Source organism: Pseudomonas sp. Root562 (assembly GCF_001427125.1).
In the GTDB taxonomy this organism is placed as follows: Bacteria; Pseudomonadota; Gammaproteobacteria; order Pseudomonadales; family Pseudomonadaceae; genus Aquipseudomonas.
Map to the genome: position 1 here is coordinate 25,594 of NZ_LMGK01000013.1, position 26,126 is coordinate 51,719.

The window sequence follows — 26,126 nt, forward strand, 5'->3', positions numbered from 1 at the left end:
ATGCATATTCTGTTCATTCTCAAGGATTTCAGAGCGGGCGGCGGTATCGAGCGCGTCCAGCAACGCTTGTCCGAGCAGTTTCTCAAGGACGGCAACCGCGTGAGTTTTTTCGTCATGAACGGTGATACGCCGGACAGCGCGGGTGCGCAAACGCTCAACGGCGCTGGCGGCAACGGCATCGTCGGCCTGTTCAAGTCCATCGTGCTGTTGCGCCGGCTGATTCGCCGCGAGGGCATCACTCACCTCATTTCGGCCAAGGAGCAAGCCAACCTCTGCACCTGGTTCGCCACCCTCGGCCTTCCCTGCAAAGTCATCTATAGCCGCCACGCGGCACTCGATTGCACTGAACAGAAAACCGGCCCCTCCAGCCTGCGTCTGCTCTACGCGCTGTACCTCTGCGGCAGCGGCAAGGTGGTCACGGTTTCCACGGCCCTGCGCCAGTCCCTCATCGATCTGATGCCCTGGGGTCGGCAACGCATCCGTTATTGCCCAAACGCCGTAGTTACCGACCAACTGTTGCGAGCCTCACGGGCGCCGCTGCCCGTCGGGTTACCCGGCGACTATTGGTTGAGCGTGGGTCGCCTGGTGGAACCCAAAGGCTTTGATCTGTTGCTCGATGCCTATGCCCTGGCGCTGCGCAGTGAAGCCCTGCCGGATCTGGTGATCGCCGGTGACGGTCCCCTGCTCGATGCGCTGACCACCCAGGCCAGCCGATTGGGCATCGCACATCGGGTGCATTTCAGCGGATTCCTGAGCAACCCCTATCCCCTGCTCAGGCACGCCCGGCTGTTCATTCTGAGCTCGGTACAGGAAGGCATGCCGACTGTGCTGATTGAAGCACTGGCGTTGGGTACGCCTGTATTGGCATGTGATTGCGAAACCGGGCCCAGGGAACTGCTGGACAACGGCCGGCTGGGTCAATTGGTCAATGCCAACGACGTACCCGCCCTGGCGAAGGGAATGCTCAACAGCCTGGTTTCACCGACTGGCGTTGCGCCAAGCGCAAAAATGCTCGCCGACGCCATTCAACCGTACACCAGCCAGTACGCCGCGAAAACGTACTACCAGGTATGGAACCAATGAAAAAATTGCTGATTATCCTGCACGACCTCAGCGCTGGCGGGGCGGAAAAAATGATGGCGCGCCTGGCCAGTGCACTGGTGGACGCCGGCAATGACGTGACCTTGCTGATGCTCACCGGTGGCGGCCTGCATGCGGCGCACCTCGACCCGCGAGTAAAGAAAGTCGAATTGCGAAGCCCACGCACTGCTCGTGCAGTGCCGGCGCTCGCGCGGTTTCTGCGGGCCAATCGCTTCGACGCGCAACTGGCGGCCCTGACTCACGTCAACGTGGTGGCCATCCTCGCCGCATTGCTGTCGGGGACTTTGACACGGCTGCATGTCAGCGAGCGCAACGCGTTTTCCCATGACAAACACGTCAACCCCGACTTCATGGTGCGGCTGGCATACCTGGTGGCACCGTTGTTGTACCGGCTGATTCCCAACCCGGTGATCTGCGTCTCGCGAGGTGTCGCCCAGGATCTGGTCAACACCACCATTGCGCGCCGCCAGGACGTGACCATTGCCGACAACCCGGTCCTTGACGACGACTTTCGCAACAAGCGGCCGGCGCGGCCAAGCCACCGTTGGCTCCAGGACAAGCCCGGGCCGGTGATTGTCGCCGTAGGGCGCCTGGCGCCGCAAAAAGGCTTCGACACCTTGATCAACGCGTTCGCCTCGTTGCCGGACGCCAACACTCGCCTGATCATTTTTGGTGAGGGCGCACTCAGGGACTCGTTGCAAGACCTGGCCCGAACACTGGGCGTGGCGGATCGAGTCGATCTGCCGGGCTATGCCAGTGATCCCATGGCAGAAGTGGCCGCCGCCGACTGCTTTGTGCTGTCGTCGCGTTTCGAGGGCAGTCCCAACGCGCTGGTCGAGGCCTTGTCCACCGGCACACCGGTGGTGTCGACCCGCTGTCCCCACGGCCCGCAAGACATTCTTATCGGTGGCCTCGTCGCGCCACTGGTGGCGGTCGACGACCCGCTCGCCCTGGCGCAAGCGATCACCCTGCAACTCTCGACACCGCGAGATCTACAGCGCCAGTCCCGCATCGATGCCGCTGCGCGCTTCATGAACGGCTGCGCGGTAGAAACCTACCTCGCCGCGTTACTGCGGAGACCATCGCCATGAGTACCCTGGAGATCAGATATTCCACGCTACGCGATGCCTTCACCCTGTTCGGTGTGCTGTTTTACATCCAGGTGATCACGTTTGTTCTCAGCCTGGGTGGCGCAGCCAGTTTCGGTGATATCAGCAAAGACCTCGAAGGCAACGTCGCCAACCAGATCTGCGGCCTCATCACACTGTTGGTGCCGTTGTATTTCTTCATCCGCAACAAGGTGTTCCTGAGCAAAACCTTTTACCGCAGCAACTTCTTTCTGCTGGTGTTCATATTCTGTGTCATTGCCTCGATCAGTTGGTCCAGCGACCCGATGCTGAGTTTCAAGCGCTGTATCGCGCTGCTCAGCGTGGTGTTCTTTGCCGGTTTCATTGCCTATAACTACCCGCTTGAAAAAATCAATTTCATGCTGGGCTGTGCCATCGGCGTGGCGGCGTTTATCGGTTTGATACTCGCCGTGATCATGCCTGACGTCGCGTTCCTGTCCGGCGGCATCCGTGACGGTGCATTCAAGGGGATTTTCGCCGAAAAGAACGCCGGGGCGCGGCTCAACGCAATCGCCATCCTGTTGTTGCTGCCGATGATCCGCCAACGCAATCGCTGGGCACTCTTCTGTGCGTTTTTTTCACTGGTCGCCATCCTGCTCGCCCAATCGGCAACGGGCGTGGCACTGATCCTTTCCGGGACGCTGAGCTACTGGTATTTCCTCACCCTGATCCGGCTGCACATCAACCGCTCGCAGTGGCTGTTCTTCTTTTGCACGCTGGCGTTCCTGCTGGTGTGCCTGTTTCTGTACAACAACCTTTCGTGGCTGCTGGAGTTAGCCGGTCGTGACCCGTCACTCACTGACCGCACGTTGATCTGGGAGCTGCTCGCGCCGTTTGTCGATGACCAATGGCTCAAGGGATACGGCTTCGGCGCCTTCTGGGCCAGCCCCGACGCCGATGGTTTCATCCGTCGCTGGGGTTACATCGGCAACGCCCATAGCGGCTACATGGAAACCCTGCTCAACGGCGGCGCTATTCAGTTGACTGCGCTGGCGTTGCTGCTGGGCGAAGCCCTGTTTAAACAGTACCGCGCCGTAACGGCGAACCAGGCTGCCAGGTTTCGCGCCAGCGCCCTGGTGATCATCGGCTTGTTCATCGTCACCAACTATGTGGCCTACGTGATACCCAATTACCGCTCTGCCGAGTTTTTGGTGTTCTGCACGTTGGCCCTGTCCTTCCGGCAACACCACGTCACATACCCCGAATTATCACCGACAACCCTGGGCCAGCATTCGACTGGTCGGGGATTCCCGCGCGATTCAGCCAAGGCGTAACAAAAGGAGAATCACCCGTGCCCAATCAAGCCTCCCCTTCACCGCAAACAGTGTGCGTCGTGATCCCGATGTACAACGGCGCCGCAAGCATTGAGCAAACGCTGTCATCGCTGGCCGAGCAAACCCGGCTGCCCGATCACGTCATCGTCGTCGACGACGGTTCTACGGATGACGGACCCCAGCGGGTCAGAGACTTCGTCGCGCCGTTTCGCCTGACACTGTTGCAGCAGGCCAACGAAGGCCAGGCCAGTGCTCGTAATCACGGGATGCGCCACTCTCAGGAAACCTTTGTCGCGATGCTCGACGCCGACGATCAATTTCGCCCGCAAAAGCTGGAGTTACAACTGGCCCTGTATGACGAACTCACGCGTCAGGGTCGGCAGGTGGGGTTGATCGACTGCTACACGCAGGTCAATTACAGCGACGGCAGGCGGCAACTGGACAACGTGCGCAAGAGCGGCAGGCATTTCTACGATTTCATCCACGCCAACGTCGTCAATGGCGTATCCACCGCGTTGGTCAAACGCGACGTGATCATGCAACTGGGTGGCTTCGATGCCAGCCTGCGTTACTCCGAAGACCGTTACATGTGGACGCGGATCGCCGAACATTGGGAGATCCACACGGTGCCGCAAATTCTGCTGGAGCGCACGGTCAACGCCGGCAACATGACCGCGCAACCGAAAAAGTACTACCAGAACAAGATCAGGTTCATCGAGGTGTACCTTGCCCGCTATGGCGCGCAGCTCAGCAAACAGCAACGGATCGATTTCGTGCTGGGTAACCACACTGACTTTCTCAATGCGTTTTCCCGACGCGACGAGCATGCCGAAGTGATCGATGTGTACCGGCGAATGCTCGAGTGCTCCTGGCAAGCGCTGATCTTCCACAACGGCAAACCGACCTTGCGCTACCTCTATGCCCGCGCCAAAACCTTGCGCAAGGCAACGGCGTCAACCACCGCTCATTGAACCGGTACCCGCCATGGCTAATCATCGTCTGGTGACATTGACCTGGATCTTCACCGAGAAATTCGGCCTGATCTTCCTGTCGATGATTACCTTTGTCGCCTATGCCAGGCTGCTGTCGCCCGCAGAGTTGGGGGTGGGCACCGTCATCATTGCCATCGTCGAGTTGATCGGGCTAGTGTATTCGTCGGTTCTGGAAGACCCGCTGGTACGGCTCGAACGGCTGGAAGACAAACACATCAGCACGGCGTTCTGGGCCTCGGTCCTCGTCAGCCTGGTGTCGATCGTCGTCATCTCGGTCGCGGTGATGCTGTACACGCCCGACCCGCTGCTGCGATGGTTGACGGCGGTGGCCTCGGTGAAAATCCTTTTCACGATGATGGCGCGTGTCTATGTCGCGCAAATGCGCCGCAGCGGCGACTTCAAGACACTGGCATCGCGCACGTTGCTGGGCAAGGTGGTAGGCGGTGTCGGCGGCATCGCTGTGGCGCTCTGGGGACTGGGTGCCTGGGCGGTCGTTGCCCAGGCGCTGCTCATGGAGTTCGTGTCCATCATCGTTTTGATGCGCGCAGATCCGCGGCGCATTGCCTTTTACATTGACCGTCCTTTCTTGCGCGAACTGTTGAAAGCCGGCGCACCGGTTGCCATCAACGCACTGAGTTCACAAACGCTGCAGCGCGGGGTCAACGTGGTGCTTGGGATGACGGCCGGCGTGAACGCGGTCGGCATGTTCAACATGGCGATGCGCATCATCGAACTGCCACGCACTGCGATTTATAACGGTCTGTTGAGCTATGCATTGCCGGCGTTCGCCCGGCGCAGCGCAGAACCCCTGCGATTGCTCGGGATCCTGGGTGACTCAACCGCCGTCAGCGGCTTTCTGTTGACGCCCTTGTTCATTGGCCTCGCGCTGACGGCAAACGACCTCATCCTGTTGATATTCGGTGCCAAGTGGGCCGAAGCCATTCCCCTGCTGCAAGTGCTGGCCTGCACGGCGGCCATCGGTAACACCGCCATGTACGCCACCACCGCACTGGTGGCGGTCAACCGCAGCCACCTCACGATCAAAGCCGAAGTGGCAACCACTGTACTGGCGCTGGCGCTGGTGTACGGCTTCGGTACCTTTTATGGCGGTATGGCCGCGGCGCTCGCGCTGCTGACGCGGATGTTGATCATCACACCGTTGCAAATCCGTGGACTCAACGCAGCCATCGGTTACGGCTGGCGCCGGTACTTCGACTCCAATTACCGCAGCGTGATTGCCTCACTCGTCATGGCCGCAACCGTCTTGTACGTGTCACCGCAGCTGGGTTTGCAAGGCTACCTGCACCTGGTCTGCAACATTGTGGTGGGTGCGCTGAGCTATGCCGTGGCGTATAGCGTCATGCACCCGCGCTGGCCACAGGAATTCAAATCGGTTTTCACCACCCGCTGAACTCAGTCACTGAGACAGGAAGACCTCACCATGCGCAAAACTACGTTGATTACTGGCGGCGCCGGCTACATCGGCTCTCATACCGCTTTGGCGCTTATCAATGCCGGACACAAAGTGCTGGTGCTCGACAACCTGTGCAACAGCTGCCGTGAGTGCATTGCGCGCCTTGAGCAACTGACCCTGACCCGGGTTGATTTCATCAATGGCGACATCCGTGATACGGCCCTGCTGGACACCATCTTCAACCGCTACGACATTGATGCCGTGGTGCATTTTGCCAGCCTCAAATCCGTAGAAGAAAGCGTGCGCAAGCCGCTGGACTACTACGCCAACAATGTCGCCGGCACGCTTGAACTGTGCCGGGCAATGGCTCGCAACAACGTATTCCAGCTGGTGTTCAGCTCTTCGGCCACGGTTTATGGCGAGCCCACACGCACACCGATTGCCGAAGATTTCGGCACCGGCAAACCGGTCAATCCCTATGGCCGTACCAAGCTCATGATCGAAGAGTTGCTCACCGATCTGTGCCACTCCGACCCACGCTGGAGCATCGGCCTGCTGCGCTACTTCAATCCGATTGGTGCTCACGAAAGCGCAATGATCGGCGAAGACCCCAGAGGCCGCCCCAATAACCTGTTGCCGTGCCTGACGCAGGTCGCGATTGGCCGCACCCCCGAACTCACGGTGTACGGCAACGATTACCCGACCGTGGATGGCACCTGCGTGCGCGACTACATCCACGTGGTCGACCTTGCCATCGGCCACCTCAAGGCACTTCAGGTATTGCAGCACACCCGCGGCATCGATTTCTGGAACCTGGGCACTGGCATTGGCTATAGCGTGCTGCAGATCATCCACAGTTTCGAAGACATCACCGGCATCAGCATTCCTTATCGCTTCGCACCGCGACGCGAAGGTGACATCGCGCAAATGTGGGCCGATCCGAGCAAGGCAGCACGTGAATTGGGATGGAGCGCGCAACGTGGCCTGGAACAAATGATCATCGATACCTGGCGGTGGCAGTCGTGTAATCCGCAGGGGTATCAATCTTCGTTCGAAACCCCGTCGCTGGTTGCAGTCAAATGATGTTCAGGGGTTGTCTGCTGCTGGTACTGCTGTGGGTTTCGCTGGCTTGCACCGCCGCACAATCGCCCCCCACCACCGGGCTGGTGCTGTGGCTGGACGGCGCCGATGCGAACACGCTGACCCTGGGCGCGCAGGACAGTGTCCAGCGCTGGAACGACAAATCCGGAAAATCCCATCACGCCACAGTCGATGATGGCGCCTCCAAGCCACAGCGCATGGCAAACGCTCTCAATGGCCATTCGGTGGTGCGTTTCAGTGGCGTGTCGGGGTTTCTGGGAAAAACCGTCCGCAGCGCCAAAGGCCCGGTCACGGTATTGATCGTTTCCCGCCGATTGGCCGAACAAGCCGAGGTTGATCCCTGGCAACGCTTGTTCAGCTCACGCCCGCAAAGCACCGACAACGATAACGTGTTGCCGAATTTCGCCGTCAGCCTGCAACAGACCACGGCGTATGCGCCGACCGTATCCGTCCTGGAGCTTTACGATGTGCCGATTGGCCCCTATGCCGTCGGGCGCAATGCCATTGGCAATTCTGAAAACTTTCGCGGCGACATCGCGGAAGTGTTGGTGTACGACCGTGCGTTTGCCTCCCTCGCAGAACGCCAGCATGCATTTCAGTACCTGGCGGATAAATGGTCGGTTGCCATTCCGAAATCAGCCAATACATGGACCCGCGTCGGACCACTGGGCCCACTGCCGAAACGGGTCAACGCCAATCTGCCGCTGTCCGATCAGGCCAATACCGGTAAGTGGATTCTCAACAGCAAACTGTCCGACGACTTCAATGGCAGCACCCTCGATCGCCAACGCTGGCACGTCAACAATGCCATCGGCAACGAGTCGCTGGGACGCAAACCGGCGTTGTTCACGCCGAACAATGCATCCGTCAACAACGGCAACCTGAACATTGTCTTCCGCAAGGAAACCTTGCCGCAGAAGTACGTCCAGCTCGGCTTCAAGGACTACACCTCCGCCATGGTCCGAACCATTGAAAAGGGCTTCTACGGATACTATGAAGCACGCGCCAAACCCATGAATTCTGCGGGTTCCAGCGCATTCTGGCTGGCGTGGACGGGTATGGAGGACAACGCCACCGAAATCGACATTTTCGAAATCGGCGGCAAAACCAAAAACGCGGCGCTCGACCGCTCGTACAACATGAATGCCCACGTGTGGGCTACACCGCAAAGCAAGGAGCACTTGGCCGACGGCAGCACCTGGATCAGTCCATGGCGCCTGGCGGACGACTTCCATGTCTACGGTTTCGACTGGCAGCCCGACACCCTGAGTTGGTACGTCGATGGTGTACTGGTCAGGGAATCAAAGAACACCCATTTTTACTTCCCGATGGAGGTGATCTTCGACAGCGAAGCCATGTGGAAATGGTTTGGTGTAGTCGACGATGCCGACCTGCCTTCCACCTTCGAAGTCGACTATTTCCGCCTGTGGCAACGCAATCGATAGCGTCACACAAAGGCCGAGGTGCCCTTGGTCTTGTTGCTTCGGATCCGCTTCACTTCCCGCACGTTGTAACTGCGTGCCCACTTCAATTGAAGTCCCTGAGGCGCTACTGCCGCCATAGCGTACGCCCTGGGTAAAATTTCAATCGGCAGGGAGGTCAGTATTCATTTCGCGCTAACAAGTATGGAGCGCATATACATGATCAAGCGACGATTAAACGAACTGGATTTGCTGCGTTTCCTTGCTGCCATCGCTGTAGTGTTTTTTCACTATGCGTTTCGCGGTTATGCCAAAGGAGACATGTCTACCATGCCCTACCCGCTATTGGCTGAGCCCGCCAAATACGGTTATTTGGGCGTTGAACTGTTTTTCATGATCAGTGGGTTTGTCATTCTGATGACCGCTTCGAGCAATAATCTGAGAGCGTTTTTTATCTCCCGCGTCGTCCGCCTCTGCCCGGCTTTCTGGGTGTGCTGCACGATCACCTTTGCAATCACCCTTGCCATTGGACAGCCCAGATATAGCGCTGATTTTTATCAATACATCATCAACATGGCATTCCTGAGCGAGCTGATGGGAGTTCCACAAATCGACGGCGTGTACTGGTCACTATTTGTAGAAATTCAATTCTATCTAATGATTTCCATCTTGTTGGCCTTCAAGAAAATAGAAAAAGTAGAGACCTACCTCGTGTTCTGGCTGCTGATATCCGCCACTGCCGAACTTCTCGCTTTTGAAAAGCTGCGCTCGATACTGATTACTGATTACGCTGCCTATTTCATAGCAGGCGCAACCTTCTACATCATATGGGCCAAGGGCATCACGAAAACACGGGTTTTCCTGCTGGCGGGTGCGCTGGCATTAGCCAACTACACGGCAATTGTCTGGGCCGAATTGCTCGAATCAAAATACGCAACCGAATACAACCCGCTGATCGTATGCAGCGTCATCGGTCTGTTCTTCATCACGTTTATCTTGATCTCAACCAACAAAACGGGAGCCATAGCGACATACAACTGGACCGCATTGGGCGCGCTGACCTACCCGCTTTACCTGCTGCATCAAATGATCGGATTCATGATCTTCAACATTGCCTATCCGGCTGTGAACTCACACATATTGCTTTGGGGCACCATCGTCTTGATGCTGGGTGCGTCTTACGCCATCAACAAACTCATAGAAATCCCCATGGCCAGGTCCATTAAAAAATTCCTTTCGTTATCTTTCATACGTGTCTGGGGATGATTGGCTGGCCAATGTAGCAACATAAAAAAGCCCGCGATTAGCGGGCAGTCGGAATGCTTCAAACTTGTTCAGGCGCCCGATTCAGGATCACTTGCCGGCACGCCGCGCTGCTCTTTTTCACCTTCGCCCAATTCGTTCATCTGTGGGTCGGCATCAGGATCATCGGCGCGGCTGTTGGTGCCAGATTGCGGGTGCTCACTCGATACCGAGTTAGTTGCATCCACATCCGCCATATCTTCATCCACAGGCGATTCATCGTCCGGCGGTAACGGCACTTCATACTGGTTCCAGCTCGGATCATGGCCCGCTTCGTTATCCGTTGTGCGTGTTTCGCGCTGCTGCGATTTGTTGCCGGGTGCATTCTCGTCGATTTCCATGGTGACTCTCCGCTCTCATGCTCGGTAAATCCGCGCTTAAACGTAAGAAAGTCACACCATGGACGAGTGCCCGGCATTGGACGAATGGCAAAAACGAAGCACCCGACCCCGCCCTCGCCTGCATGGTTCGGCTCATCTATTCAGCATTTGGACTCAAGCGACTTTAAGCGCTTCGACACGCACCCGGCCATCAGCCATGAGCTGCAGATACTCACGCCACTTCTGGAAAGCTTGCTGCTGCCTGCTGGAAGCTTCCAGCCACAAAGCGCCACCGATGTGCTCGACCGGGATGGACATCATCTGCGAAATCGCGAGATCAAGCTCATTAGCGAGCTCACGCCCATTCGGCAAATCGAGGATTAGTGGTCGCATAGAAACCTGTCTTTTTTTTGGGCTACTTCAATGACTTGCGAAACGGTTGATCGTGCGTAGGTTCCGACGAACGGTAGTCAGTATCTATATCCAGCTCCTGTCACCACGAAGTTGCGAAAACTCCCGCCAATAAAAAACCCCGGCGGCTGCCAGGGTTTGATTCGATGCAATGTAGGCCCTTGCGGATGGACGGGCCTTCTGGCTATTGAATCCGTCTCAGTCGTCCTGATCTATCTGATCAAGAAAATCAACGTCATCATCTTCTTCGCCAACAATTGCCTGAGCGTCCTCTTCACCCCATGACTCGTCATCATGGAATTCATGATCGAGCAGGTGGTCGTGCTCGGGTTCTGGGATATCTCTTTCTTCGCTCATGACTTACCGCAGCAAATTTGAAAAGAGCGGACTGTATATGCAGATTCGTTTCTTCCGTCAATGATCACGAAACAACGACGTGCTCTTCATCGAGATCACCGGGTAGTTTTGCAGGATCCAGCGGTATTCGGCTCTATGAGAGTCCAGTGACGTCCATCAAGAGCCGACGTTTTTGTGGGGGGAAAAGTAGGGGTAACTTACTTTTATGGCCAAAATCACCATCAAAGAACTTGAGTCGCTGACCTCTGAAGATGCCAGCCGAATCCGTAGGGAAGATGACCATCAGCGCTGTTCTTTTCATACCAGTCGAATGAGCAGCAATACCAAGAGCACGTTCAATACGGCCAGCACACTCAGTCCCGCAAGCACACCGCCAGCGCCCCAGCTCTGCAACAGGTATCCGCCTGCAAGGGGGGTCAAGGCTTGTCCTATGAGCGATGGCCGAGCCATGCGCCCCATCAGCAAAACATAATGGGTGGGCGACATGAGGGCCAACGGCAGCAGTCCTCGAACGATCGCCCGCAAACCATTACCCGCGCCATAAATCACCAGCCCCAGCGCAGTCATTGCCGGTGCGATGGTCACAAACAGCAGACCAATTGCCACGAATATCACGGAGATCAACGTCGTCCAGATCGGGTGTCGCTTACGCGAAAACACCTGTAGAACACGTGATCCTACCTGACTTGGCCCCAGCAATGCGCTCAGTCCGACGGCGGCTGCAAGCGAGTAACCCTGCCCCTGCAACAATGAAATCAGCTGGACCGACATCGCCGTCATGATCACTGCACCCAAAGCAAAAATCAGCGTAAGCAACAAGTAGATCCGCCGATCGATTGAGAAACTTTCGCCACCCACTGCCTGACTTTTTATGAGTGGTCCCGTGCCCCGCGCCAGCACCCAGAGATAAAGCGGCGCCACGACAATGACCAATAACACTCCATAAACCTCGCACGTCGTGCGCCAACCAACGTGTTCGATGACCAGCGCAACCGCGGGCCATGACAGTGTTGTAGCAAACCCGGACACAAGGGTGATGCCCGTAATCGCACTGCCCGCTCGCTCCCCATAGAGAGAACCTAAAGCGGCGAATAGCGCTTCATATAACCCCAGCGCCATACCGACACCAATTACAGCCCAAGACAAAAAAAACATCGGCAACGAGGTCGAACTGGCCATCAGAAACAATCCGATGGCGACGCCCAGACCGCTACTGGCCAGAATAAGGCGGCCGCCGTATCGGGCAATAAGCCGACTGGTCAACGGTGCTAGCATCGCGGAAACCAGAATGCTCAGAGACAGTGCGCCATACACCCATTGGCTGGCCCAGCCGGTTTCTTTCATGATCGGATCGGCCATCACGGCCATCAGGAAGAACGAGCCTCCCCAGACCAGAACCTGCAGCATCCCCAAAATAAAAATGCCGAATACGCCAGGCAGTCGCGTTTGTTGATTCAAGACAATGTCATCAGTGGTGAGAAAGAAGGATAGCGTGAGTAGCTGAGCAATTACGTTTAAACGAACGATTCACCTAGCCAACGAATCCGTTGGCTCAAAGCATGTGCCCTGCCCAAATCTTACGATGGACCAGGTCGGCAGCAATTTCGATGAAGGCATCTCCGACGAATTTGGCAGCGGGACTGACACGCCTGTCGGCAGGGAAAACCTGAACAAGTTTGCGCATGGGAATGGGGTCAACCAAGGGGGCGGCGCTGAGCACGCCAGCTTCGATTTGGGCGTAAATCGATGCCAAAGGCAACGCGGTCAAACCGAACCCATTGCAGACCAAGGCAATCATCGCGCCAAAGGAATCCGCTTCGACACTGGTCTTGAGCTTGATCCCCACTTCACGCGCACAATCATCCAGAATCTCGCGAAGGCTATGTCGAGCGCTTGGCAACACCAATGGCTGCTCTGCCAAAGACTCGAACGACACCGGTGTATCAAGACGCAGGTTGGCGCTGGCGGGGCCGACCAGCAGCAGATTTTCCATCATCACCGGCACGATACGCAGCGTATGCAAGGGTTGGGGATCGTAAGAAATCGCCAGTTCCAATTCGCCACGCTGAACCCAATCCAGCAGATAGCCGCTGAAGGCCGAGGAAAACCTGACGGCAAGATTCGGATGCGCCTCTTTGATTTTGCGCACTAGAGGAACGGTGACGATTTCCGCTACCGTCGGCGTCGTACCAATGACGACCGTTCCCCGGAAAGAGGTCTTTCCGCCCACCACAGAACTTCGAATGGACTCCATTTCTTCCATGATTCGAGTGGCATGCGCTAGCACCTCGCGACCAGCATCGGTAATCTCCATGCCTCGTCCATGTCGATCGAACAGGTAGGTGCCGAGTTCTTTTTCCAGCATTCGAATTTGTCGGCTGAGTGCCGGTTGTGCGATGTGAAGCCGGTCGGAGGCCTTGCTGAGACTGCCAAGCTCGGCCACATGAATTAGGGTCTTGAGTTGAACGACATCCATTACCAGGCCAGTCAAAGTCGGGCTCGGCGCGAAATGCGTCGAAAGTAGTATGAGTGTAAACGCATTAGCGTTCCTTGGAATGCCACAGGACCCGCGCCGCATGGGCCTCGCGACTTTCGAGCCAGCTGTACCCCCCAGCCCGCACGGGTTGCAAGGCAAGCTATAAAATTTCGGTATATCAGTTAGGCCTGGCTGACGGCTTATTACCCTCGTCACTCTGCGGTAGCGTGCATTCAACGTCGACGCCAAGAGCGATCGACTGAATACAAGAATAAGATTCGAGGGCTTGCGCCATGATTTACTACCTTTCTCGTTACTTGACCGACCCGTCTTACACACTCAGCGAACAGCTGAGCTCTCATATACATCCCCCCTCCTCATGTGCCTTGGTCGTCAAAGGGTCACAGCATCTGCGTTAAGCACATCAACCCATCGAGCTAACAACGTCGGACACGCCTCAGCGTGCGCCTCGTATCGTCTCGCCTTGTACAAAGGGTGAACAACATGTCCGCATCAACCAGCGAATCTACAATCCACACTGTAAATTCCGATCAGATGAAAAGCCCGAATCGTGTCAGAGCAATCATGGGTGCCTGTTCGGGCAATCTTGTGGAGTGGTACGACTTTTTCATTTACGCCTACACCGCCATCTACTTCGCAGCTTCGTTTTTCCCCAAAGGTGACACCACGAGCCAACTGCTCGCTACAGCTGGCGTTTTTGCTGTCGGTTTTTTCATGCGCCCTCTCGGTGGCTGGATTTTCGGCTGGATTGCCGACACCCGTGGTCGCAAGGTCTCAATGATCATTTCGGTGTTCATGATGTGCGCCGGCTCACTGCTGATTGCCGTGATGCCGACCTATGAAACCATCGGTGTGGCGGCGCCGGTCATGCTGGTCGTCGCCAGATTGATTCAGGGCCTGTCTGTAGGCGCAGAGTACGGCACAGGTGCCACCTATATCAGCGAAATCGCAACTCCTGGTCGCCGCTGCTTTTATGGGTCTTTCCAGTACTTCACTATCATTGCGGGCCAACTCCTGGCGCTGATGACCGTGGTCATTCTTCAACAAACTCTCAGCAACGAAGAGTTGCGCGAATGGGGTTGGAGAATTCCGTTCTTTATCGGTGCATTGAGTTCCATCGTGGTGGTATATCTGCGGCGTGCCATGCATGAAACCGCCACCAAAAAAGAAATGAACCGCAAAGATGCCGGGTCTCTGCGCGGCATGTTCAAACACAAACGTGCCGTTGCACTGGTGGTGGCGTTCACCATTGGCGGTTCGCTGTACTTCTACACCTTCACCACCTACATGCAGAAATTCCTGGTGATCTCTGCAGGGTTTAGTCCGGAAACAGTGAGCTTCATCATGACGGCGGCACTGGTTGGCTTTATGTTCTGCCAGCCGCTCTTTGGTCTACTCGCCGACCGTATCGGGATCAAGGCTCACATGTTGATGTTTTCCGGATTGGCCATGCTGTTGGTGATCCCTCTGCTCTATTCACTGCAATCAGTCAGCAGTCCGTTTACGGCGTTCCTGCTGGTATTTGGCGGCCTCGCTATCGCATCGCTTTACACTCCCATTGCCGGGATCGTCAAAGCTGAACTTTTCCCACCTGCAGTGCGTGCGCTAGGCGTGGGCTTTCCGTATGCGGTAGGCAATGCAGCATTCGGCGGCACCGCCGAATACGTCGCCTTGTCGCTGCGTTCGCAGGGCATCGAGGAGTATTTCTTCTTCTACGTCGCGACCATTGTCGCCATCACTTTCATCGCCGCGATACTGATGCCTAACCTGTCCCGTTATGGCTACATCAGCGGTTCGGGTGAAATCGAAGAACGCACCGGACTGAGGGGTTGCACAAAGTCACAGGCTGCGAGGATCTGAAGCACTGACGATTTCTGCGGTTAATTAAAAGGGCCCATGATGATCCATGGGCCCTTTTTACATCACGGGGTAGCGGATGCCACCTGCGTGGAAGGTTCGTGGATATCCTTGGTCACCTGTTCCATATTCGGCCATGCCTGCAAATCAAGATCAAGATCCCTGAACTGGCTTGAATCAAAGACCGGTGTCTTGATGCCAGCCTTGCGTTGCTGGTCGTAGTCACGCAGCAAGCGCATCCCGACATTGAACAACAGCGCCAGGGCAATCAGATTCACGAAGGCCAGCAGCGTCATAGTGATATCGGCAAAGGCGAAGACCGTTTCCAGATTCTGGATGGCTCCCCACAGGACCAGCAGCAATACCAGTCCACGATAGACCATTACGGCAGCGCGCTTGTCCCCCAGCAGAAAGCGCAGATTATTCTCGCCCAGGTAGTAGTTGTAGAGGATCGAAGTGAACACAAAGAGAGCCAACGCCACGCTGATAAAAGTGCGCCCCCAGTCTCCAACCACAGCAGCAAGCGCATTCTGGGTTAGTACCAGCCCATCTCCTTCGAATCCCGGCGTGTAAAAGCCTGAGAGTAAAATCAACAGCGCCGTGCAGGTACAGATCACAAAAGTATCGAGGAACACGCTGAAGGCTTGAACCACACCTTGAGCTGCGGGGTGATCCACTTTCGCCACCGCTGCCACGTTTGGTGCACTGCCGAGTCCCGCCTCGTTGGCAAATACCCCACGCTTGACGCCCATCACAATGGCACTGCCGACCAGGCCGGCGAAGGCCTGATCCAGACCGAAAGCGCTTTTGAAGATGGTCATCAGCATGCCAGGGACATGATCGAACTGGAGCACGATCACGTAGACAGTGACACCGATGTAAGCCAGCGTTTTAACGGGCACCAGCAGATCCGAGACGGCAGCGATTCGCTTGATACCGCCCATGAATACCAGACCAAGCAACACGGCAACCGCAATGCCGGAATACGTCGTAGAGAAACCAAAGGCATTATTCAGTGAGTGAGTCACAGCGTGGGATTGCAGTCCGTTGAAGGCGAAACCAAAGGTCACCAGCAGCAACAAGGCCATGACCTTGCCCAACCAGGCCTGCTTCAGTCCGTACTGGATGTAATACGACGGCCCGCCTCGGAACTGCCCATTCGCATCACACCGTTTGTACAACTGCCCCAAGCTGCATTCAAAGTAGCTAGTGGACATACCGACCAGGGCCGTGATCCACATCCAGAACACCGCGCCTGGACCACCCAACGTGACCGCCAAGCCGACACCAGCGATATTGCCTGCGCCTACACGACCGGCGAGGCTCAGCATCAGAGCCTGAAACGAACTGATCTGGCCAGCACTCTTTTGCACGCTATCGCGGAACGCGCCGAACATATGCAAAAAATGGCGGAACTGGACAAAGCGTGAGCGCACCGTGAAGTAGCCGCCCAAGCCTACGATGAGCACGATCAGAAGCTTGCCGGAAAGAAAACTGTTAATGACTTCAAGCATGGGTCGAACCTCTTGTTGTTATAGGTACACGAATTTCAGGCACGCATGCGCCTGCACACATCGCCGCCCGAGAGCAGCAGAAGTGACTGAACCAGCTTTGTGAATTTCAATTGCGTGGCCTGAGGGGCTCCCGCGAAAAATCCGAAAGCCCTCAGAACGGCAGGGCTTACCCGGTAAGGCTGCTTGCCTGGAAATCGGCGATCTGCTGCCACATCGCGATAGGGTTGGAATACATCGGGAAATGCCCGCACTCAGGAATTGCTGCCAGCCGTACACCTTCAGCCTGGATATACGGCAGATAGGACAGTGACGCGTTCTGCTCGCCGTACATGAACATTCGAGGGCATTCCAACCCAAGGAACTTACCCATCAGGTCAGCGTTATCAGAGAGGTCAACCATCGACTCGAAAATTCCCCGTACTGCACCGGCACGAACTTTGTGCCGCAAGCTCGCGGAATAAAGTGCACTGGCATAGGCCGTGGCATGCCGGGCGCGTTCGATAAATGCCGCGAAAAACGACTCGGGATCGTTACTCGGATAGTCAACAATCTGCCGGCTGAGGAAGCAATCTTCCGGGGCGATGTTGCCCTCGATATCGACGAAGCTGAGTACCCGCTCCGGGAACTCATGGGCCAACATCAGTGCGGTCAGCCCACCCATGGAGTGGCCGACCAGATGGAAGCGCTCGATGCCAAAATGTCCCAACACCTGCAATGCCGTCTGCATCAGGAAGGGTATGGAAACTTTGGAAAGGTCATTGCACTGGCTTTCACCGCAACCCGGTGCGTCGTAAGCGACGAAGGGGTGACCAGCAAATGCTGACTGCTGCACGATGTCGGCATAGTCTTCTTTGGTCGAACCAAAACCATGCAGGAACACAATTGGCGCCAGGACGCCCTCGCGATGGATGGCCGCCACGTTCAACTGAACACCCTCCACCGTCAGAGGAAGTTGCACGTGACTGAAGCTTTCTGGTGAAGGCACGTTATTGACTCCTTGAGCGAAAAGGTAGCGCCGGGCCAGGTTTGCCGGCAATCAGGCATACAATTTCAAGGGAATCGTATGTTCTGTAAATTCCTAATTGGGGAACGCTTTCATACGCCAAACCTATCAACCGATGAGCGAGCATATTGGCCGACTCAGGTCTTGGTACGGAAACGGTCAACCACTTCCTCCACCAGCGGATTAGGCCGATCAGCATTCCAGGCCATGGCAGTGGTCACGACATTGAGCTTCTGGCTAAGCGGTCGAAATACCACATTGGCCGGCGCCATTTTCTTCAGCGAAGCCGGTACCAGCGCAATGCCTTGACCGTAGCTGACAAAGGCGATTTGCGAGGCAACAGAGCGCACTTCATGCAACACGCGAGGGGAAAAACCACTGGCCCGGCAGGTCGCGATCAGATTGTCGAAATATACCGGGCTGACCTTTCGGGAAAACATCACCAAGGGCTCGTTGGACAGACTGGACAAACTGATTCGAGTGCGTGAAGCCAAGGGATGATCACTGGGCAAAGCCACCACCAGTCGATCTTCCAACAGCGGCAGTGACTTGATCGAGGCCCCCAAATCACCATCCAGGCGGGCGAACGCCAAGTCGATATCGCCGGCTTCCAGCGCCGGAACGGCTTCAACGCTGTCGATTTCCCGCACGGACACGGTGAGGTGCGGATAGTCGCTCTTCAATTGCTCGATCAGCCTCGGCAAGACATCGAACATTGCCGTGGAAATCGCTCCAATGGTCAACATCCCCGACTGCCCCGCCACTGCCTCCTCCACGGCAAGTTCCAGGCGCTCAAGCTGGTCGGCGAACTTACGCACGGCCGGCAGGATCGCCGCCCCCACCGGCGTCAACTTTGCACCACGTCGCGAGCGATCAAACAACTTGACCTTGAGCGCCTGCTCCAGCACCTGAATCTGCTCGCTCAACGGAGGCTGGGACATACCCAAACGCTTGGCCGCGCGGCCAAAATTCTGTTCTTCGGCAACCGCCAGGAACAACCAGAGATGACGAATCAGACGAAAGTTGATCATGATTAACCCATAGGTTTAACGTATCTAATAGTTCTGTGATTAGTAATATACCTATCAAATAGCCTCACCGACACTGGGCGCCTCGTCACTAGAGGGGCTACCCCATGATCCATGAGAGCTTGTTAAATCGCTTGGCAGCGCTGGACACCAACACGGTGTCCGATGCGCTCGACTTCCTTGGCCTGCCGGGTGCCACCATTGGGCTGCGTCCCCTGTGGAACTGCCCAAAGATCGTAGGCCGCGCCAGTACGGTACAACTGGCCCCGAAATCTGACAGTGCACCTACAGTGCATCTGATTACCCCAGTGGTTGAAAAGATCGACAGCGACGACCGAGTACTCGTGATCGCCGGCGGTATCGAGGGCATCTCGTGCTGGGGCGACATCCTGGCCAACGCGTCGGCCCGCAAGAAAGTACGCGGCACTGTGATCGATGGTTTCAGTCGAGACATCGATGGCAGCGAATCGATTGGCTACCCGGTTTACGGACGCGGGGTCACCATGATCAGTGCCCGCAATCGAGTCATTCAGATCGACGCGGCCGTGACCATAAAAGTGGCCGGCGTCGACGTTAATGAAGACGACTATGTCATTGCCGATACCTGCGGAACTGTGTTCGTCCCACAAGCCTATATCGACAAGGTGGTCGACCTTGGCGAGCGCATCGCCCGCCGCCAGGACGCAATGGTCGAGGCAGTGCGCAGCGGCCGTTCGGTGGCCGAGGTCATGCATGACACCCAATTCGAAGCGATCCACGTGGAGCACGCCTGATGAATCTTGAAGATCAAACCCTGGTCGCCTTATTTGAAGGCCTTGACACCCCGGGCGTCTCCGATGCCCTGGACAAGCTAGGCCTGCCCGGTCAATGCCTCGGCGTGGCACCGCTGGACAACTACAGCAAGGTTATCGTCGGACCGGCCTTCACCGTGCAGTACGTCACGGCCAGCGTACCTCCTGGCACCGTGGGCGATTTCATCGAAGACGTGGCACCCGGTGATGTGGTGGTCATCGACAATGGCGGCCGTACCGACTGCACTGTCTGGGGCGACATCATGACCCAGTACGCCGGCCACCGGCAGATCGCTGCAACGGTCATCGACGGAGTTTGCCGTGACGTGAACAAAGCGCTGGGCGACGGCTATCCGATCTTCAGCAAAGGCCGCTTTATGCGCACCGGCAAAGACCGCGTACAAGTTCAATCGGTGAACCAGCCAGTGTCTGTCGGCACAGCCCGAGTCTGCTCCCGCGACATCGTGGTCGCCGACGCCAATGGCGTGGTCATCGTCCCCCGTGCTCGCGCGGCTGAAGTGGCGGCGTGTGCTCGTCAGATCGAATCGGTCGAAGCCGACATTCGCGCCCTGATCGCTCAAGGCAAAACCCTTGAAGAAGCCCGCGCTGCATTGGGTTACCACAGCTTGCAGAGGAAAGTCTGATGACCATGCTCCCCCTCCCCCTGAATTTCCACGAACGGGCAAAAGTGTTAGGCAGCTCGACGCTGTATGAAGCGTCCCATCTTCCTTGTGCGGTCGACAGTACGATCCGTCCAATTTGGGACGGCGCCTTCATCGCTGCCCCCGCCTACCCGCTGGAATGTTCGCCGGGCGATAACCTCGCCCTGCACTTGGCCATGGAACGAGTGCCTCGTGGCAGCGTATTGGTGGTAGGCACAGGTAGCTTCATCGCCGGTTACTGGGGCGAAGTGCTCACAGTGGCGGCTGAAGCGGCTGGCGTGGTCGGTCTGGTAATCGATGGCGGCGTACGAGATATAGCAGCCATGAAGAAACGCCAGTTTCCGGTCTTTGCCCGCGGAATCTCGGTGAAAGGCACCGTCAAGGTAAGCGCGCCTTCGATTGGACAACCCTTTAATTTCAACGGTGCTTTCGTGGCTCAGGGCGATCTGGTTGTGGCCGACGATGACGGCGTGATTATCATTCCCAAGGCTGATGCGGCACGCACGCTGGCCGAAGGCGAGGCGCGTGCGCACAAGGAAGTGCAGATGATGCAGGCATTGACCGAAGGCCGCTCGACACTGGAGCTGATGAACCTGACTGAGTGGAGAACCCGCGCATGAGCGCCGTTATCCAACGACTGAATCAACGCCTGGCCAGCGCACAACCATCAGCGACTTATCGGATCATGGACCGTGTAGCGGAACGCCGGGCACAAGGTGCGAAGATCATTTCGCTATGCGCCGGCGAGCCAGATTTCGATACGCCCAAGCATGTTCGCGAAGCGGCTATTGTCGCCATCGAGCACGGCCATACCCGCTACACACAAGTTGCCGGTGAACGTTCACTGCGAGAAGCAGTGGCCGCCAAGTTCCGCCGCGAGAATGGCCTGGATGTCACCTGGCAAGACACCCTCGTCTGTAACGGTGGCAAACAGGTGATCTACAACGCCTTGGCAGCAACCCTTAATGAGGGCGATCAGGTCATCGTGCCGGCGCCGTACTGGGTCAGTTACCCGGAGATGGTTCAATTGTGTGGAGGTGAAGCCCGGATAGTGACGTGCGATGCGGGTACCGGCTTCAAGCTAACACCACCTGCGTTGGCCGCGGCGATCACACCGCAGACCCGCTGGTTAATCCTCAATTCGCCGTCCAACCCGACCGGCGCGGTGTACAGCCGGGGCGAACTGCAAGCGTTGGCTGAAGTGTTGTTGGCTAATCCTCACGTGCTGATTCTGGCTGATGACATCTACGAGCATTTGATCTTCGACGATCAAACTTTCCATACCCTGGCCCAAGTCGAACCGCGGCTGGCACCGCGAACACTGACCATGAACGGTGTATCTAAAGCCTATGCCATGACCGGTTGGCGCATCGGTTTTGCTACCGGACCACGCTGGCTGCTGGAGGCTATGGAAAAACTGCAAGGTCAGCAAACCTCTGGCGCCAGCTCGATTTCGCAACAAGCCGCACTTGCTGCTCTGGAGGGTCCCAAGGACTTTATCCGTGAAAGCCGCGCTGCTTTCCAGGGTCGTCGCGACTTGATGGTGGCGCTGCTGAATAACACGCCAGGTCTTGAATGTGTCAGTCCGGCAGGAGCTTTTTACGCGTTCGCTTCCTGCGCCGGGTTGATCGGCCTTACCTCACCGGGTGGCCGGGTACTGCACACCGACGAAGATGTTGCACATGCGCTACTCGATGAGGCAGATGTGGCCGTGGTGCATGGCAGCGCGTTTGGACTTGGTCCTTACATTCGTATTGCCTATGCGCTGGATGATGCTTCATTGCGCCGAGCCTGCGAGGCCATCCGTACATTCTGCACCTCCCTGCGTTAATCATTGTCCCGTCCTATAAAGCGTGGCTATCGCATTTGCCCGACACGCCACGCGCCCCTAACCAGCTATAAAAATCGGGCATATCTCAAAGACAAAAACGGTAGTCGCAGTTCGGTTCCAGCCATCCCAGAATGAGTGAAAACACAAAAGCAGCACTGCTTGGGAGATGGGTATGTCAACAGAAGCTGAACAAACCGTGGGACAGGATTGGCAGGAGGACGTGTTCCGCGTGCTCAAGGCCCACAACGTCAAACACGTGGTCTTTGTACCGGATGCCGGCCACTCGGCAGCGATACGCATGTCGTATGCGGACCCAGACATCAAAGCCGTCGTCCTCACCACCGAAGAAGAAGGCATCGGCTACCTGGCAGGGGCGTGGCTTGGCGGGGAACGCGGCGCTCTGCTTATGCAGTCCAGCGGAGTCGGGAACTGCATCAACACCCTCGCTCTGCAAGTCTGCGCCGGCTTCCCGCTGCTGATGGTCGTCACCATGCGAGGCGACTGGGCCGAATTCAACGCGTGGCAGAACCCTATGGGTCAGGCAACCGAAGCCTCTCTGAACCTGATGAAGGTCATGACCTGGCGCGCGGACGTCCCGGAAGACGTCGCTCCGCTGCTGCACGGTGCCGCGACGATGGCATTCAACGGAGATTCCTCCACCGCCCTGCTGCTCGGTCAACGCCTGATTGGAGAAAAGAAATGGGTCAAGTAAGCGCAAACCACACTCTGTGCCGCCGCGAAGTGGTTAAAGCCCTCCTGGCCGACCGCAAAGACGTGTTGGTCGTGACCGGTCTGGGCTCGGCGTCCTACGACGTCATGGCCGCAGGCGACAACGACCTGAACTATTACCTGTGGGCCGCCATGGGCAGTGCCATCACGGTTGGCCTTGGCCTGGCCAATGCGCAACCTGACAAATCAGTGGTCGTCGTCACCGGGGATGGTGAATTGCTGATGGGCTTCGGCGCCCTGGCTACGGTTGCCCTGCAAAAGCCTGCCAACCTGACCATTGCGGTACTGGATAACGGCCACTTCGGCGAGACCGGCATGCAGGTCAGCCATGCGGGATTTGGTATTTCCCTGGACCAGGTCGCGAAAACTTGCGGCTTCAGTTGGACCGATGAAATCCGTGACATGGAAGGCGTACACAACCTGCGCGAGCGTTTCACAACGCGCGATGGTGTCAAGCTCGCAACGATCAAGATCAAAGCGGAAAACCCGCCACGCGTGCTGCCACCGCGAGACGGTCACTACATCAAGAATCGCTTTCGTGCTGCACTGGGTTTCAATCCGATCTGACCAATCTTTGCCCGTACCCGGTCACGCAGGGCGGCTGCCGTGCGTGACGCGTTGAGGAGAACAATAATGACTGACCGCAACTCTGACGAACTCAATGCCATCCGCGAGGGCGTACGTGCTCTATGCGCTGAATTCGATGCGGCTTACTGGCGTAAAGTCGACGAAGAAAAAGGCTTCCCGGAAACCTTCGTCAAGGCTCTGACCGATGCAGGTTGGCTGGCAGCGATGATTCCCGTCGAGTATGGCGGCTCCGGCCTGGGATTGGCCGAGGCCTCGGTCATCCTCGAAGAGGTGAATCGCTGCGGCGGCAATTCCGGCACCGTTCACGGGCAGATGTACAACATGTTCACCCTGCTGCGTAACGGTAGCGAGGCGCAGAAGAGCTATTACCTGCCGAAACTGGCCAGCGGCGAATTGCGCCTGCAATCGATGGCCGTGACCGAGCCGACTACCGGTACCGACACCACAAAGATCAAGACCACAGCGATCAAACGCGGTGACAAGTACGTCATTAACGGGCAGAAGGTCTGGATCTCCCGCGTCCAGCATTCCGATCTTATGATCCTGTTAGCGCGTACTACTCCTTTGGCCGACGTGAAGAAAAAGTCCGAAGGGATGTCGATCTTCCTCGTCGACCTACGTGAGGCCATTGGTAACGGCCTGACCGTGCAACCGATTGCCAACATGGTCAACCACGAAACCAACGAACTGTTCTTCGACAACCTGGAAATTCCTGCCGATAGCCTCATCGGCGAGGAAGGCAAAGGATTCAGGTACATCCTGGATGGCCTGAATGCTGAACGCACACTGATCGCCGCCGAATGCATTGGCGACGGTCGTTGGTTTATCGAAAAGGCCAGCGCCTATGCCCGCGATCGCGTGGTGTTCGGACGCCCTATCGGGCAGAACCAAGGCGTTCAGTTCCCCATCGCTGAAGCACACATCGAAATCGAAGCGGCTGACCTGATGCGCTGGCGCGCTTGCGAGGAATACGACAGCGGCATCAACGCCGGTGCCAGCGCCAACATGGCCAAGTACCTGGCCGCCAAAGCTTCGTGGGAAGCGGCCAATGCCTGCCTGCAAACTCACGGGGGCTTCGGCTTTGCTTGCGAGTACGACGTCGAGCGTAAATTCCGCGAAACCCGGCTGTATCAGGTGGCGCCAATCTCCACCAACCTGATCCTTTCGTATGTTGCCGAACACCTGCTTGAACTGCCGCGCTCCTTCTAAAGGAACAGCGTAAAGCCCAGTGCGTCGGCTTAAGCAGGCGCGACTGGGGAGCCATGACAAGAGAGATAATAATCATGAGCCAACCCAAAGGTATCCGTCCACTCGATGGGATTACCGTCGTCAGCCTTGAGCATGCGATTGCAGCGCCCTTCTGCACCCGACAACTGGCCGACCTTGGTGCGCGTGTGATCAAGGTCGAGCGCCCTGGCGCGGGTGACTTCGCCAGAGGCTACGACCAACGCGTCAACGGCCTCGCCTCGCACTTCGTCTGGACCAATCGCTCGAAAGAAAGCCTGACCCTCGATCTCAAACAAGATTCAGCCACCGAGGTGCTAGACAGTTTGCTGGCCACTGCTGATGTCCTGGTGCAGAACCTGGCGCCGGGTGCGGCAGCACGAATGGGACTTTCATTTGGGGCTTTGCATCAGCGATTTCCACGCCTGATTGTCTGTGATATTTCAGGCTACGGCGCAGGCGGCCCCTATGAAAAGAAAAAAGCCTATGACCTGTTGATCCAGAGCGAAGGCGGATTCCTGTCGGTCACCGGCGGACCGGCTGAGGAAGACATGGCCAAGGCTGGTTGCTCGATTGCTGACATCGCGGCCGGCATGTACGCCTACACCGGAATTCTTTCTGCCTTGCTGTTGCGTGGACGCACTGGTGAAGGTAGCCACCTCGATGTGTCCATGCTGGAAAGCCTGGTCGAGTGGATGAACTACCCGATGTATTACGCCTACGACGGTGCTGCACCGCCCCCGCGCGCCGGCGCCGCGCACGCCACAATCTACCCGTATGGCCCCTTCCCCATCGGTGATGGCACCACAGTCATGCTGGGGTTGCAGAACGAACGAGAGTGGCAGCTGTTCTGCGACAAAGTCCTGATTGCACCTGAACTGGCGAAAGACGAACGCTTCTGCGCCAACTTCAAGCGCGTCGAGAACCGTCAGACGCTGCGGGAAATCATTGTTGAATCGTTCTCCAGACTCAATTTTGATGCGGTACTGGATCGGTTGGAGCATGCGCAAATTGCCAACGCCCGGGTCAACGATATGCAAGGCGTCTGGGACCATCCGCAACTTCAGGCCCGTGATCGCTGGCGGCAAGTCGAAACCAGCGCCGGTATCGTCCCGAGCTTGATACCTCCGGGCAGCAACAGCGCGTTCGAGCCTCGCATGGATGCCGTTCCGGGTCTCGGCCAGCACACCGAGCAGGTGCTCAGGGAACTGGGGCTGGGTCCGGACCGTATTGAACAAATGCGTGCAGCCGGGGCGATTTAGCCTTTGTCTGAAAACAAAAGGCCTGCTTGCAACGATCAAAGTTTTTGAGAGAACACCGTCCAATGAAGACCCTGGTAGCTGTGAAGCGAGTAGTCGACTACAACGTGAAAGTTCGCGTCAAGGCGGACAATTCCGGCGTCGATCTTGCCAACGTCAAGATGTCGATGAACCCATTCTGCGAGATCGCCGTCGAAGAAGCCGTACGCCTGAAAGAGAAGGGTGTTGCGACTGAAATCGTCGTCGTCTCCGTCGGCCCGTCCACCGCTCAGGAGCAACTGCGCACCGCGCTGGCTCTGGGTGCCGACCGTGCCATCCTCGTC

At 57.0% G+C, this 26,126-nt stretch carries 26 protein-coding genes; 19 read left to right on the forward strand and 7 right to left on the reverse strand.

Features of this window, described 5'->3' with window-relative positions; translation table 11 throughout:
• The 8 genes from ASD60_RS13045 (at position 1) to ASD60_RS13080 (ending at position 9,696) form a co-directional block, all read left to right on the forward strand.
• A complete protein-coding gene (locus ASD60_RS13045; protein WP_056854402.1) occupies positions 1-1,083 on the forward strand; it encodes a glycosyltransferase in 1,083 nt (360 codons plus the stop codon).
• On the forward strand, positions 1,080-2,192 hold the full coding sequence (locus ASD60_RS13050) for a glycosyltransferase (protein WP_056854403.1): 1,113 nt from the start codon (positions 1,080-1,082) through the stop codon (positions 2,190-2,192). Before ASD60_RS13045 ends, ASD60_RS13050 begins: the two co-directional genes overlap by 4 nt.
• The gene (locus ASD60_RS13055; protein ID WP_056854404.1) at positions 2,189-3,502 is read left to right on the forward strand and encodes an O-antigen ligase family protein; all 1,314 of its coding nucleotides are present in this window, start codon (positions 2,189-2,191) and stop codon (positions 3,500-3,502) included. The genes ASD60_RS13050 and ASD60_RS13055 overlap by 4 nt, the downstream gene beginning before the upstream one ends.
• A gap of 17 nt (positions 3,503-3,519) precedes the next feature.
• Complete coding sequence (locus ASD60_RS13060; RefSeq protein ID WP_056854405.1) at positions 3,520-4,473, forward strand: glycosyltransferase family 2 protein; 954 nt, start codon at positions 3,520-3,522, stop codon at positions 4,471-4,473.
• Between the two features lie 13 nt (positions 4,474-4,486).
• The gene (locus ASD60_RS13065; protein WP_056854406.1) at positions 4,487-5,905 is read left to right on the forward strand and encodes an oligosaccharide flippase family protein; all 1,419 of its coding nucleotides are present in this window, start codon (positions 4,487-4,489) and stop codon (positions 5,903-5,905) included.
• Positions 5,906-5,935: 30 nt separating this feature from the next.
• Positions 5,936-6,991 carry a UDP-glucose 4-epimerase GalE gene (gene galE / locus ASD60_RS13070; protein ID WP_056854407.1) on the forward strand — a complete coding sequence of 352 codons (1,056 nt, stop codon included), beginning with the start codon at positions 5,936-5,938 and terminating at the stop codon, positions 6,989-6,991.
• On the forward strand, positions 6,991-8,454 hold the full coding sequence (locus tag ASD60_RS13075; RefSeq protein ID WP_056854426.1) for a family 16 glycosylhydrolase: 1,464 nt from the start codon (positions 6,991-6,993) through the stop codon (positions 8,452-8,454). The genes galE and ASD60_RS13075 overlap by 1 nt, the downstream gene beginning before the upstream one ends.
• A gap of 195 nt (positions 8,455-8,649) precedes the next feature.
• Positions 8,650-9,696 carry an acyltransferase family protein gene (locus ASD60_RS13080; RefSeq protein WP_056854408.1) on the forward strand — a complete coding sequence of 349 codons (1,047 nt, stop codon included), beginning with the start codon at positions 8,650-8,652 and terminating at the stop codon, positions 9,694-9,696.
• A 68-nt stretch (positions 9,697-9,764) separates the two neighbouring features.
• Here ASD60_RS13080 and ASD60_RS13085 read toward each other — a convergent pair whose 3' ends face one another.
• Positions 9,765-10,073: a hypothetical protein gene (locus tag ASD60_RS13085; RefSeq protein WP_056854409.1), complete on the reverse strand. Its 309-nt coding sequence runs from the start codon at positions 10,071-10,073 to the stop codon at positions 9,765-9,767.
• Positions 10,074-10,157: 84 nt separating this feature from the next.
• Here ASD60_RS13085 and ASD60_RS28845 point away from each other — a divergent pair, with 84 nt between their 5' ends.
• Positions 10,158-10,436 carry a hypothetical protein gene (locus ASD60_RS28845; RefSeq protein ID WP_156386265.1) on the forward strand — a complete coding sequence of 93 codons (279 nt, stop codon included), beginning with the start codon at positions 10,158-10,160 and terminating at the stop codon, positions 10,434-10,436.
• A 225-nt stretch (positions 10,437-10,661) separates the two neighbouring features.
• On the opposite strand, the gene ASD60_RS29160 is transcribed toward ASD60_RS28845, so the two are convergent.
• The 3 genes from ASD60_RS29160 to ASD60_RS13100 all read right to left on the reverse strand — a co-directional run bounded on the left by ASD60_RS29160 (position 10,662) and on the right by ASD60_RS13100 (position 13,296).
• On the reverse strand, positions 10,662-10,820 hold the full coding sequence (locus ASD60_RS29160) for a hypothetical protein (RefSeq protein ID WP_177336576.1): 159 nt from the start codon (positions 10,818-10,820) through the stop codon (positions 10,662-10,664).
• A 297-nt stretch (positions 10,821-11,117) separates the two neighbouring features.
• A complete protein-coding gene (locus ASD60_RS13095) occupies positions 11,118-12,227 on the reverse strand; it encodes an MFS transporter (RefSeq protein WP_056854411.1) in 1,110 nt (369 codons plus the stop codon).
• Positions 12,228-12,372: 145 nt separating this feature from the next.
• Positions 12,373-13,296, reverse strand: coding sequence for a LysR family transcriptional regulator (locus ASD60_RS13100; RefSeq protein WP_056854412.1), 924 nt, complete (start codon positions 13,294-13,296; stop codon positions 12,373-12,375).
• Between the two features lie 504 nt (positions 13,297-13,800).
• Between ASD60_RS13100 and ASD60_RS13105 the strand changes: the two genes are divergently transcribed.
• Entirely contained in the window at positions 13,801-15,177 is a 1,377-nt protein-coding gene (locus ASD60_RS13105; RefSeq protein WP_056854413.1) for an MFS family transporter, read from the forward strand.
• A gap of 62 nt (positions 15,178-15,239) precedes the next feature.
• Here the strand turns inward: ASD60_RS13105 and ASD60_RS13110 are convergent, their stop codons facing one another.
• The 3 genes from ASD60_RS13110 to ASD60_RS13120 form a co-directional block, all read right to left on the reverse strand.
• A complete protein-coding gene (locus ASD60_RS13110; RefSeq protein WP_056854414.1) occupies positions 15,240-16,688 on the reverse strand; it encodes an alanine/glycine:cation symporter family protein in 1,449 nt (482 codons plus the stop codon).
• Positions 16,689-16,854: 166 nt separating this feature from the next.
• Positions 16,855-17,673 carry an alpha/beta fold hydrolase gene (locus ASD60_RS13115; protein WP_056854415.1) on the reverse strand — a complete coding sequence of 273 codons (819 nt, stop codon included), beginning with the start codon at positions 17,671-17,673 and terminating at the stop codon, positions 16,855-16,857.
• A 155-nt stretch (positions 17,674-17,828) separates the two neighbouring features.
• A complete protein-coding gene (locus ASD60_RS13120) occupies positions 17,829-18,722 on the reverse strand; it encodes a LysR family transcriptional regulator (RefSeq protein ID WP_056854416.1) in 894 nt (297 codons plus the stop codon).
• Between the two features lie 104 nt (positions 18,723-18,826).
• On the opposite strand from ASD60_RS13120, the gene ASD60_RS13125 reads away from it, so the two are divergent.
• From ASD60_RS13125 to ASD60_RS13165, 9 genes are all read left to right on the forward strand, one after another.
• Positions 18,827-19,492 carry an RraA family protein gene (locus ASD60_RS13125; protein ID WP_056854417.1) on the forward strand — a complete coding sequence of 222 codons (666 nt, stop codon included), beginning with the start codon at positions 18,827-18,829 and terminating at the stop codon, positions 19,490-19,492.
• On the forward strand, positions 19,492-20,154 hold the full coding sequence (locus tag ASD60_RS13130; protein ID WP_056854418.1) for an RraA family protein: 663 nt from the start codon (positions 19,492-19,494) through the stop codon (positions 20,152-20,154). Before ASD60_RS13125 ends, ASD60_RS13130 begins: the two co-directional genes overlap by 1 nt.
• The gene (locus ASD60_RS13135) at positions 20,154-20,792 is read left to right on the forward strand and encodes an RraA family protein (RefSeq protein WP_056854419.1); all 639 of its coding nucleotides are present in this window, start codon (positions 20,154-20,156) and stop codon (positions 20,790-20,792) included. Before ASD60_RS13130 ends, ASD60_RS13135 begins: the two co-directional genes overlap by 1 nt.
• Positions 20,789-22,003: a pyridoxal phosphate-dependent aminotransferase gene (locus tag ASD60_RS13140; RefSeq protein WP_056854420.1), complete on the forward strand. Its 1,215-nt coding sequence runs from the start codon at positions 20,789-20,791 to the stop codon at positions 22,001-22,003. The genes ASD60_RS13135 and ASD60_RS13140 overlap by 4 nt, the downstream gene beginning before the upstream one ends.
• A 172-nt stretch (positions 22,004-22,175) precedes the next feature.
• The gene (locus tag ASD60_RS13145; RefSeq protein ID WP_019579805.1) at positions 22,176-22,715 is read left to right on the forward strand and encodes a thiamine pyrophosphate-binding protein; all 540 of its coding nucleotides are present in this window, start codon (positions 22,176-22,178) and stop codon (positions 22,713-22,715) included.
• Positions 22,703-23,299: a thiamine pyrophosphate-dependent enzyme gene (locus ASD60_RS13150; protein ID WP_056854421.1), complete on the forward strand. Its 597-nt coding sequence runs from the start codon at positions 22,703-22,705 to the stop codon at positions 23,297-23,299. The genes ASD60_RS13145 and ASD60_RS13150 overlap by 13 nt, the downstream gene beginning before the upstream one ends.
• Before the next feature lie 66 nt (positions 23,300-23,365).
• Positions 23,366-24,529, forward strand: a complete 1,164-nt coding sequence (locus tag ASD60_RS13155) for an acyl-CoA dehydrogenase family protein (protein WP_056854422.1) — start codon at positions 23,366-23,368, stop codon at positions 24,527-24,529.
• Between the two features lie 74 nt (positions 24,530-24,603).
• The gene (locus ASD60_RS13160) at positions 24,604-25,806 is read left to right on the forward strand and encodes a CaiB/BaiF CoA transferase family protein (RefSeq protein WP_056854423.1); all 1,203 of its coding nucleotides are present in this window, start codon (positions 24,604-24,606) and stop codon (positions 25,804-25,806) included.
• A 62-nt stretch (positions 25,807-25,868) separates the two neighbouring features.
• Positions 25,869-26,126 (forward strand): electron transfer flavoprotein subunit beta/FixA family protein (locus tag ASD60_RS13165; RefSeq protein ID WP_442965997.1); only part of this gene is annotated, 258 nt, incomplete at its 3' end.

Bases quoted from the DNA above. Each gene is read 5' to 3' on its own strand.
- ASD60_RS13140 (WP_056854420.1), top strand. From the start codon at position 20,789: ATGAGCGCCGTTATCCAACGACTGAATCAACGCCTGGCCAGCGCACAA.
- ASD60_RS13125 (WP_056854417.1), top strand. From the start codon at position 18,827: ATGATCCATGAGAGCTTGTTAAATCGCTTGGCAGCGCTGGACACCAAC.
- ASD60_RS13110 (WP_056854414.1), bottom strand. From the start codon at position 16,688: ATGCTTGAAGTCATTAACAGTTTTCTTTCCGGCAAGCTTCTGATCGTG.
- ASD60_RS13145 (WP_019579805.1), top strand. From the start codon at position 22,176: ATGTCAACAGAAGCTGAACAAACCGTGGGACAGGATTGGCAGGAGGAC.
- galE (WP_056854407.1), top strand. From the start codon at position 5,936: ATGCGCAAAACTACGTTGATTACTGGCGGCGCCGGCTACATCGGCTCT.
- ASD60_RS13120 (WP_056854416.1), bottom strand. From the start codon at position 18,722: ATGATCAACTTTCGTCTGATTCGTCATCTCTGGTTGTTCCTGGCGGTT.
- ASD60_RS13085 (WP_056854409.1), bottom strand. From the start codon at position 10,073: ATGGAAATCGACGAGAATGCACCCGGCAACAAATCGCAGCAGCGCGAA.
- ASD60_RS13050 (WP_056854403.1), top strand. From the start codon at position 1,080: ATGAAAAAATTGCTGATTATCCTGCACGACCTCAGCGCTGGCGGGGCG.
- ASD60_RS13150 (WP_056854421.1), top strand. From the start codon at position 22,703: ATGGGTCAAGTAAGCGCAAACCACACTCTGTGCCGCCGCGAAGTGGTT.
- ASD60_RS13095 (WP_056854411.1), bottom strand. From the start codon at position 12,227: ATGCTGCAGGTTCTGGTCTGGGGAGGCTCGTTCTTCCTGATGGCCGTG.
- ASD60_RS13075 (WP_056854426.1), top strand. From the start codon at position 6,991: ATGTTCAGGGGTTGTCTGCTGCTGGTACTGCTGTGGGTTTCGCTGGCT.
- ASD60_RS28845 (WP_156386265.1), top strand. From the start codon at position 10,158: ATGGCAAAAACGAAGCACCCGACCCCGCCCTCGCCTGCATGGTTCGGC.
- ASD60_RS13135 (WP_056854419.1), top strand. From the start codon at position 20,154: ATGACCATGCTCCCCCTCCCCCTGAATTTCCACGAACGGGCAAAAGTG.
- ASD60_RS13065 (WP_056854406.1), top strand. From the start codon at position 4,487: ATGGCTAATCATCGTCTGGTGACATTGACCTGGATCTTCACCGAGAAA.
- ASD60_RS13045 (WP_056854402.1), top strand. From the start codon at position 1: ATGCATATTCTGTTCATTCTCAAGGATTTCAGAGCGGGCGGCGGTATC.
- ASD60_RS13155 (WP_056854422.1), top strand. From the start codon at position 23,366: ATGACTGACCGCAACTCTGACGAACTCAATGCCATCCGCGAGGGCGTA.
- ASD60_RS13080 (WP_056854408.1), top strand. From the start codon at position 8,650: ATGATCAAGCGACGATTAAACGAACTGGATTTGCTGCGTTTCCTTGCT.
- ASD60_RS13100 (WP_056854412.1), bottom strand. From the start codon at position 13,296: ATGGATGTCGTTCAACTCAAGACCCTAATTCATGTGGCCGAGCTTGGC.
- ASD60_RS13160 (WP_056854423.1), top strand. From the start codon at position 24,604: ATGAGCCAACCCAAAGGTATCCGTCCACTCGATGGGATTACCGTCGTC.
- ASD60_RS13105 (WP_056854413.1), top strand. From the start codon at position 13,801: ATGTCCGCATCAACCAGCGAATCTACAATCCACACTGTAAATTCCGAT.
- ASD60_RS13130 (WP_056854418.1), top strand. From the start codon at position 19,492: ATGAATCTTGAAGATCAAACCCTGGTCGCCTTATTTGAAGGCCTTGAC.
- ASD60_RS13055 (WP_056854404.1), top strand. From the start codon at position 2,189: ATGAGTACCCTGGAGATCAGATATTCCACGCTACGCGATGCCTTCACC.
- ASD60_RS29160 (WP_177336576.1), bottom strand. From the start codon at position 10,820: ATGAGCGAAGAAAGAGATATCCCAGAACCCGAGCACGACCACCTGCTC.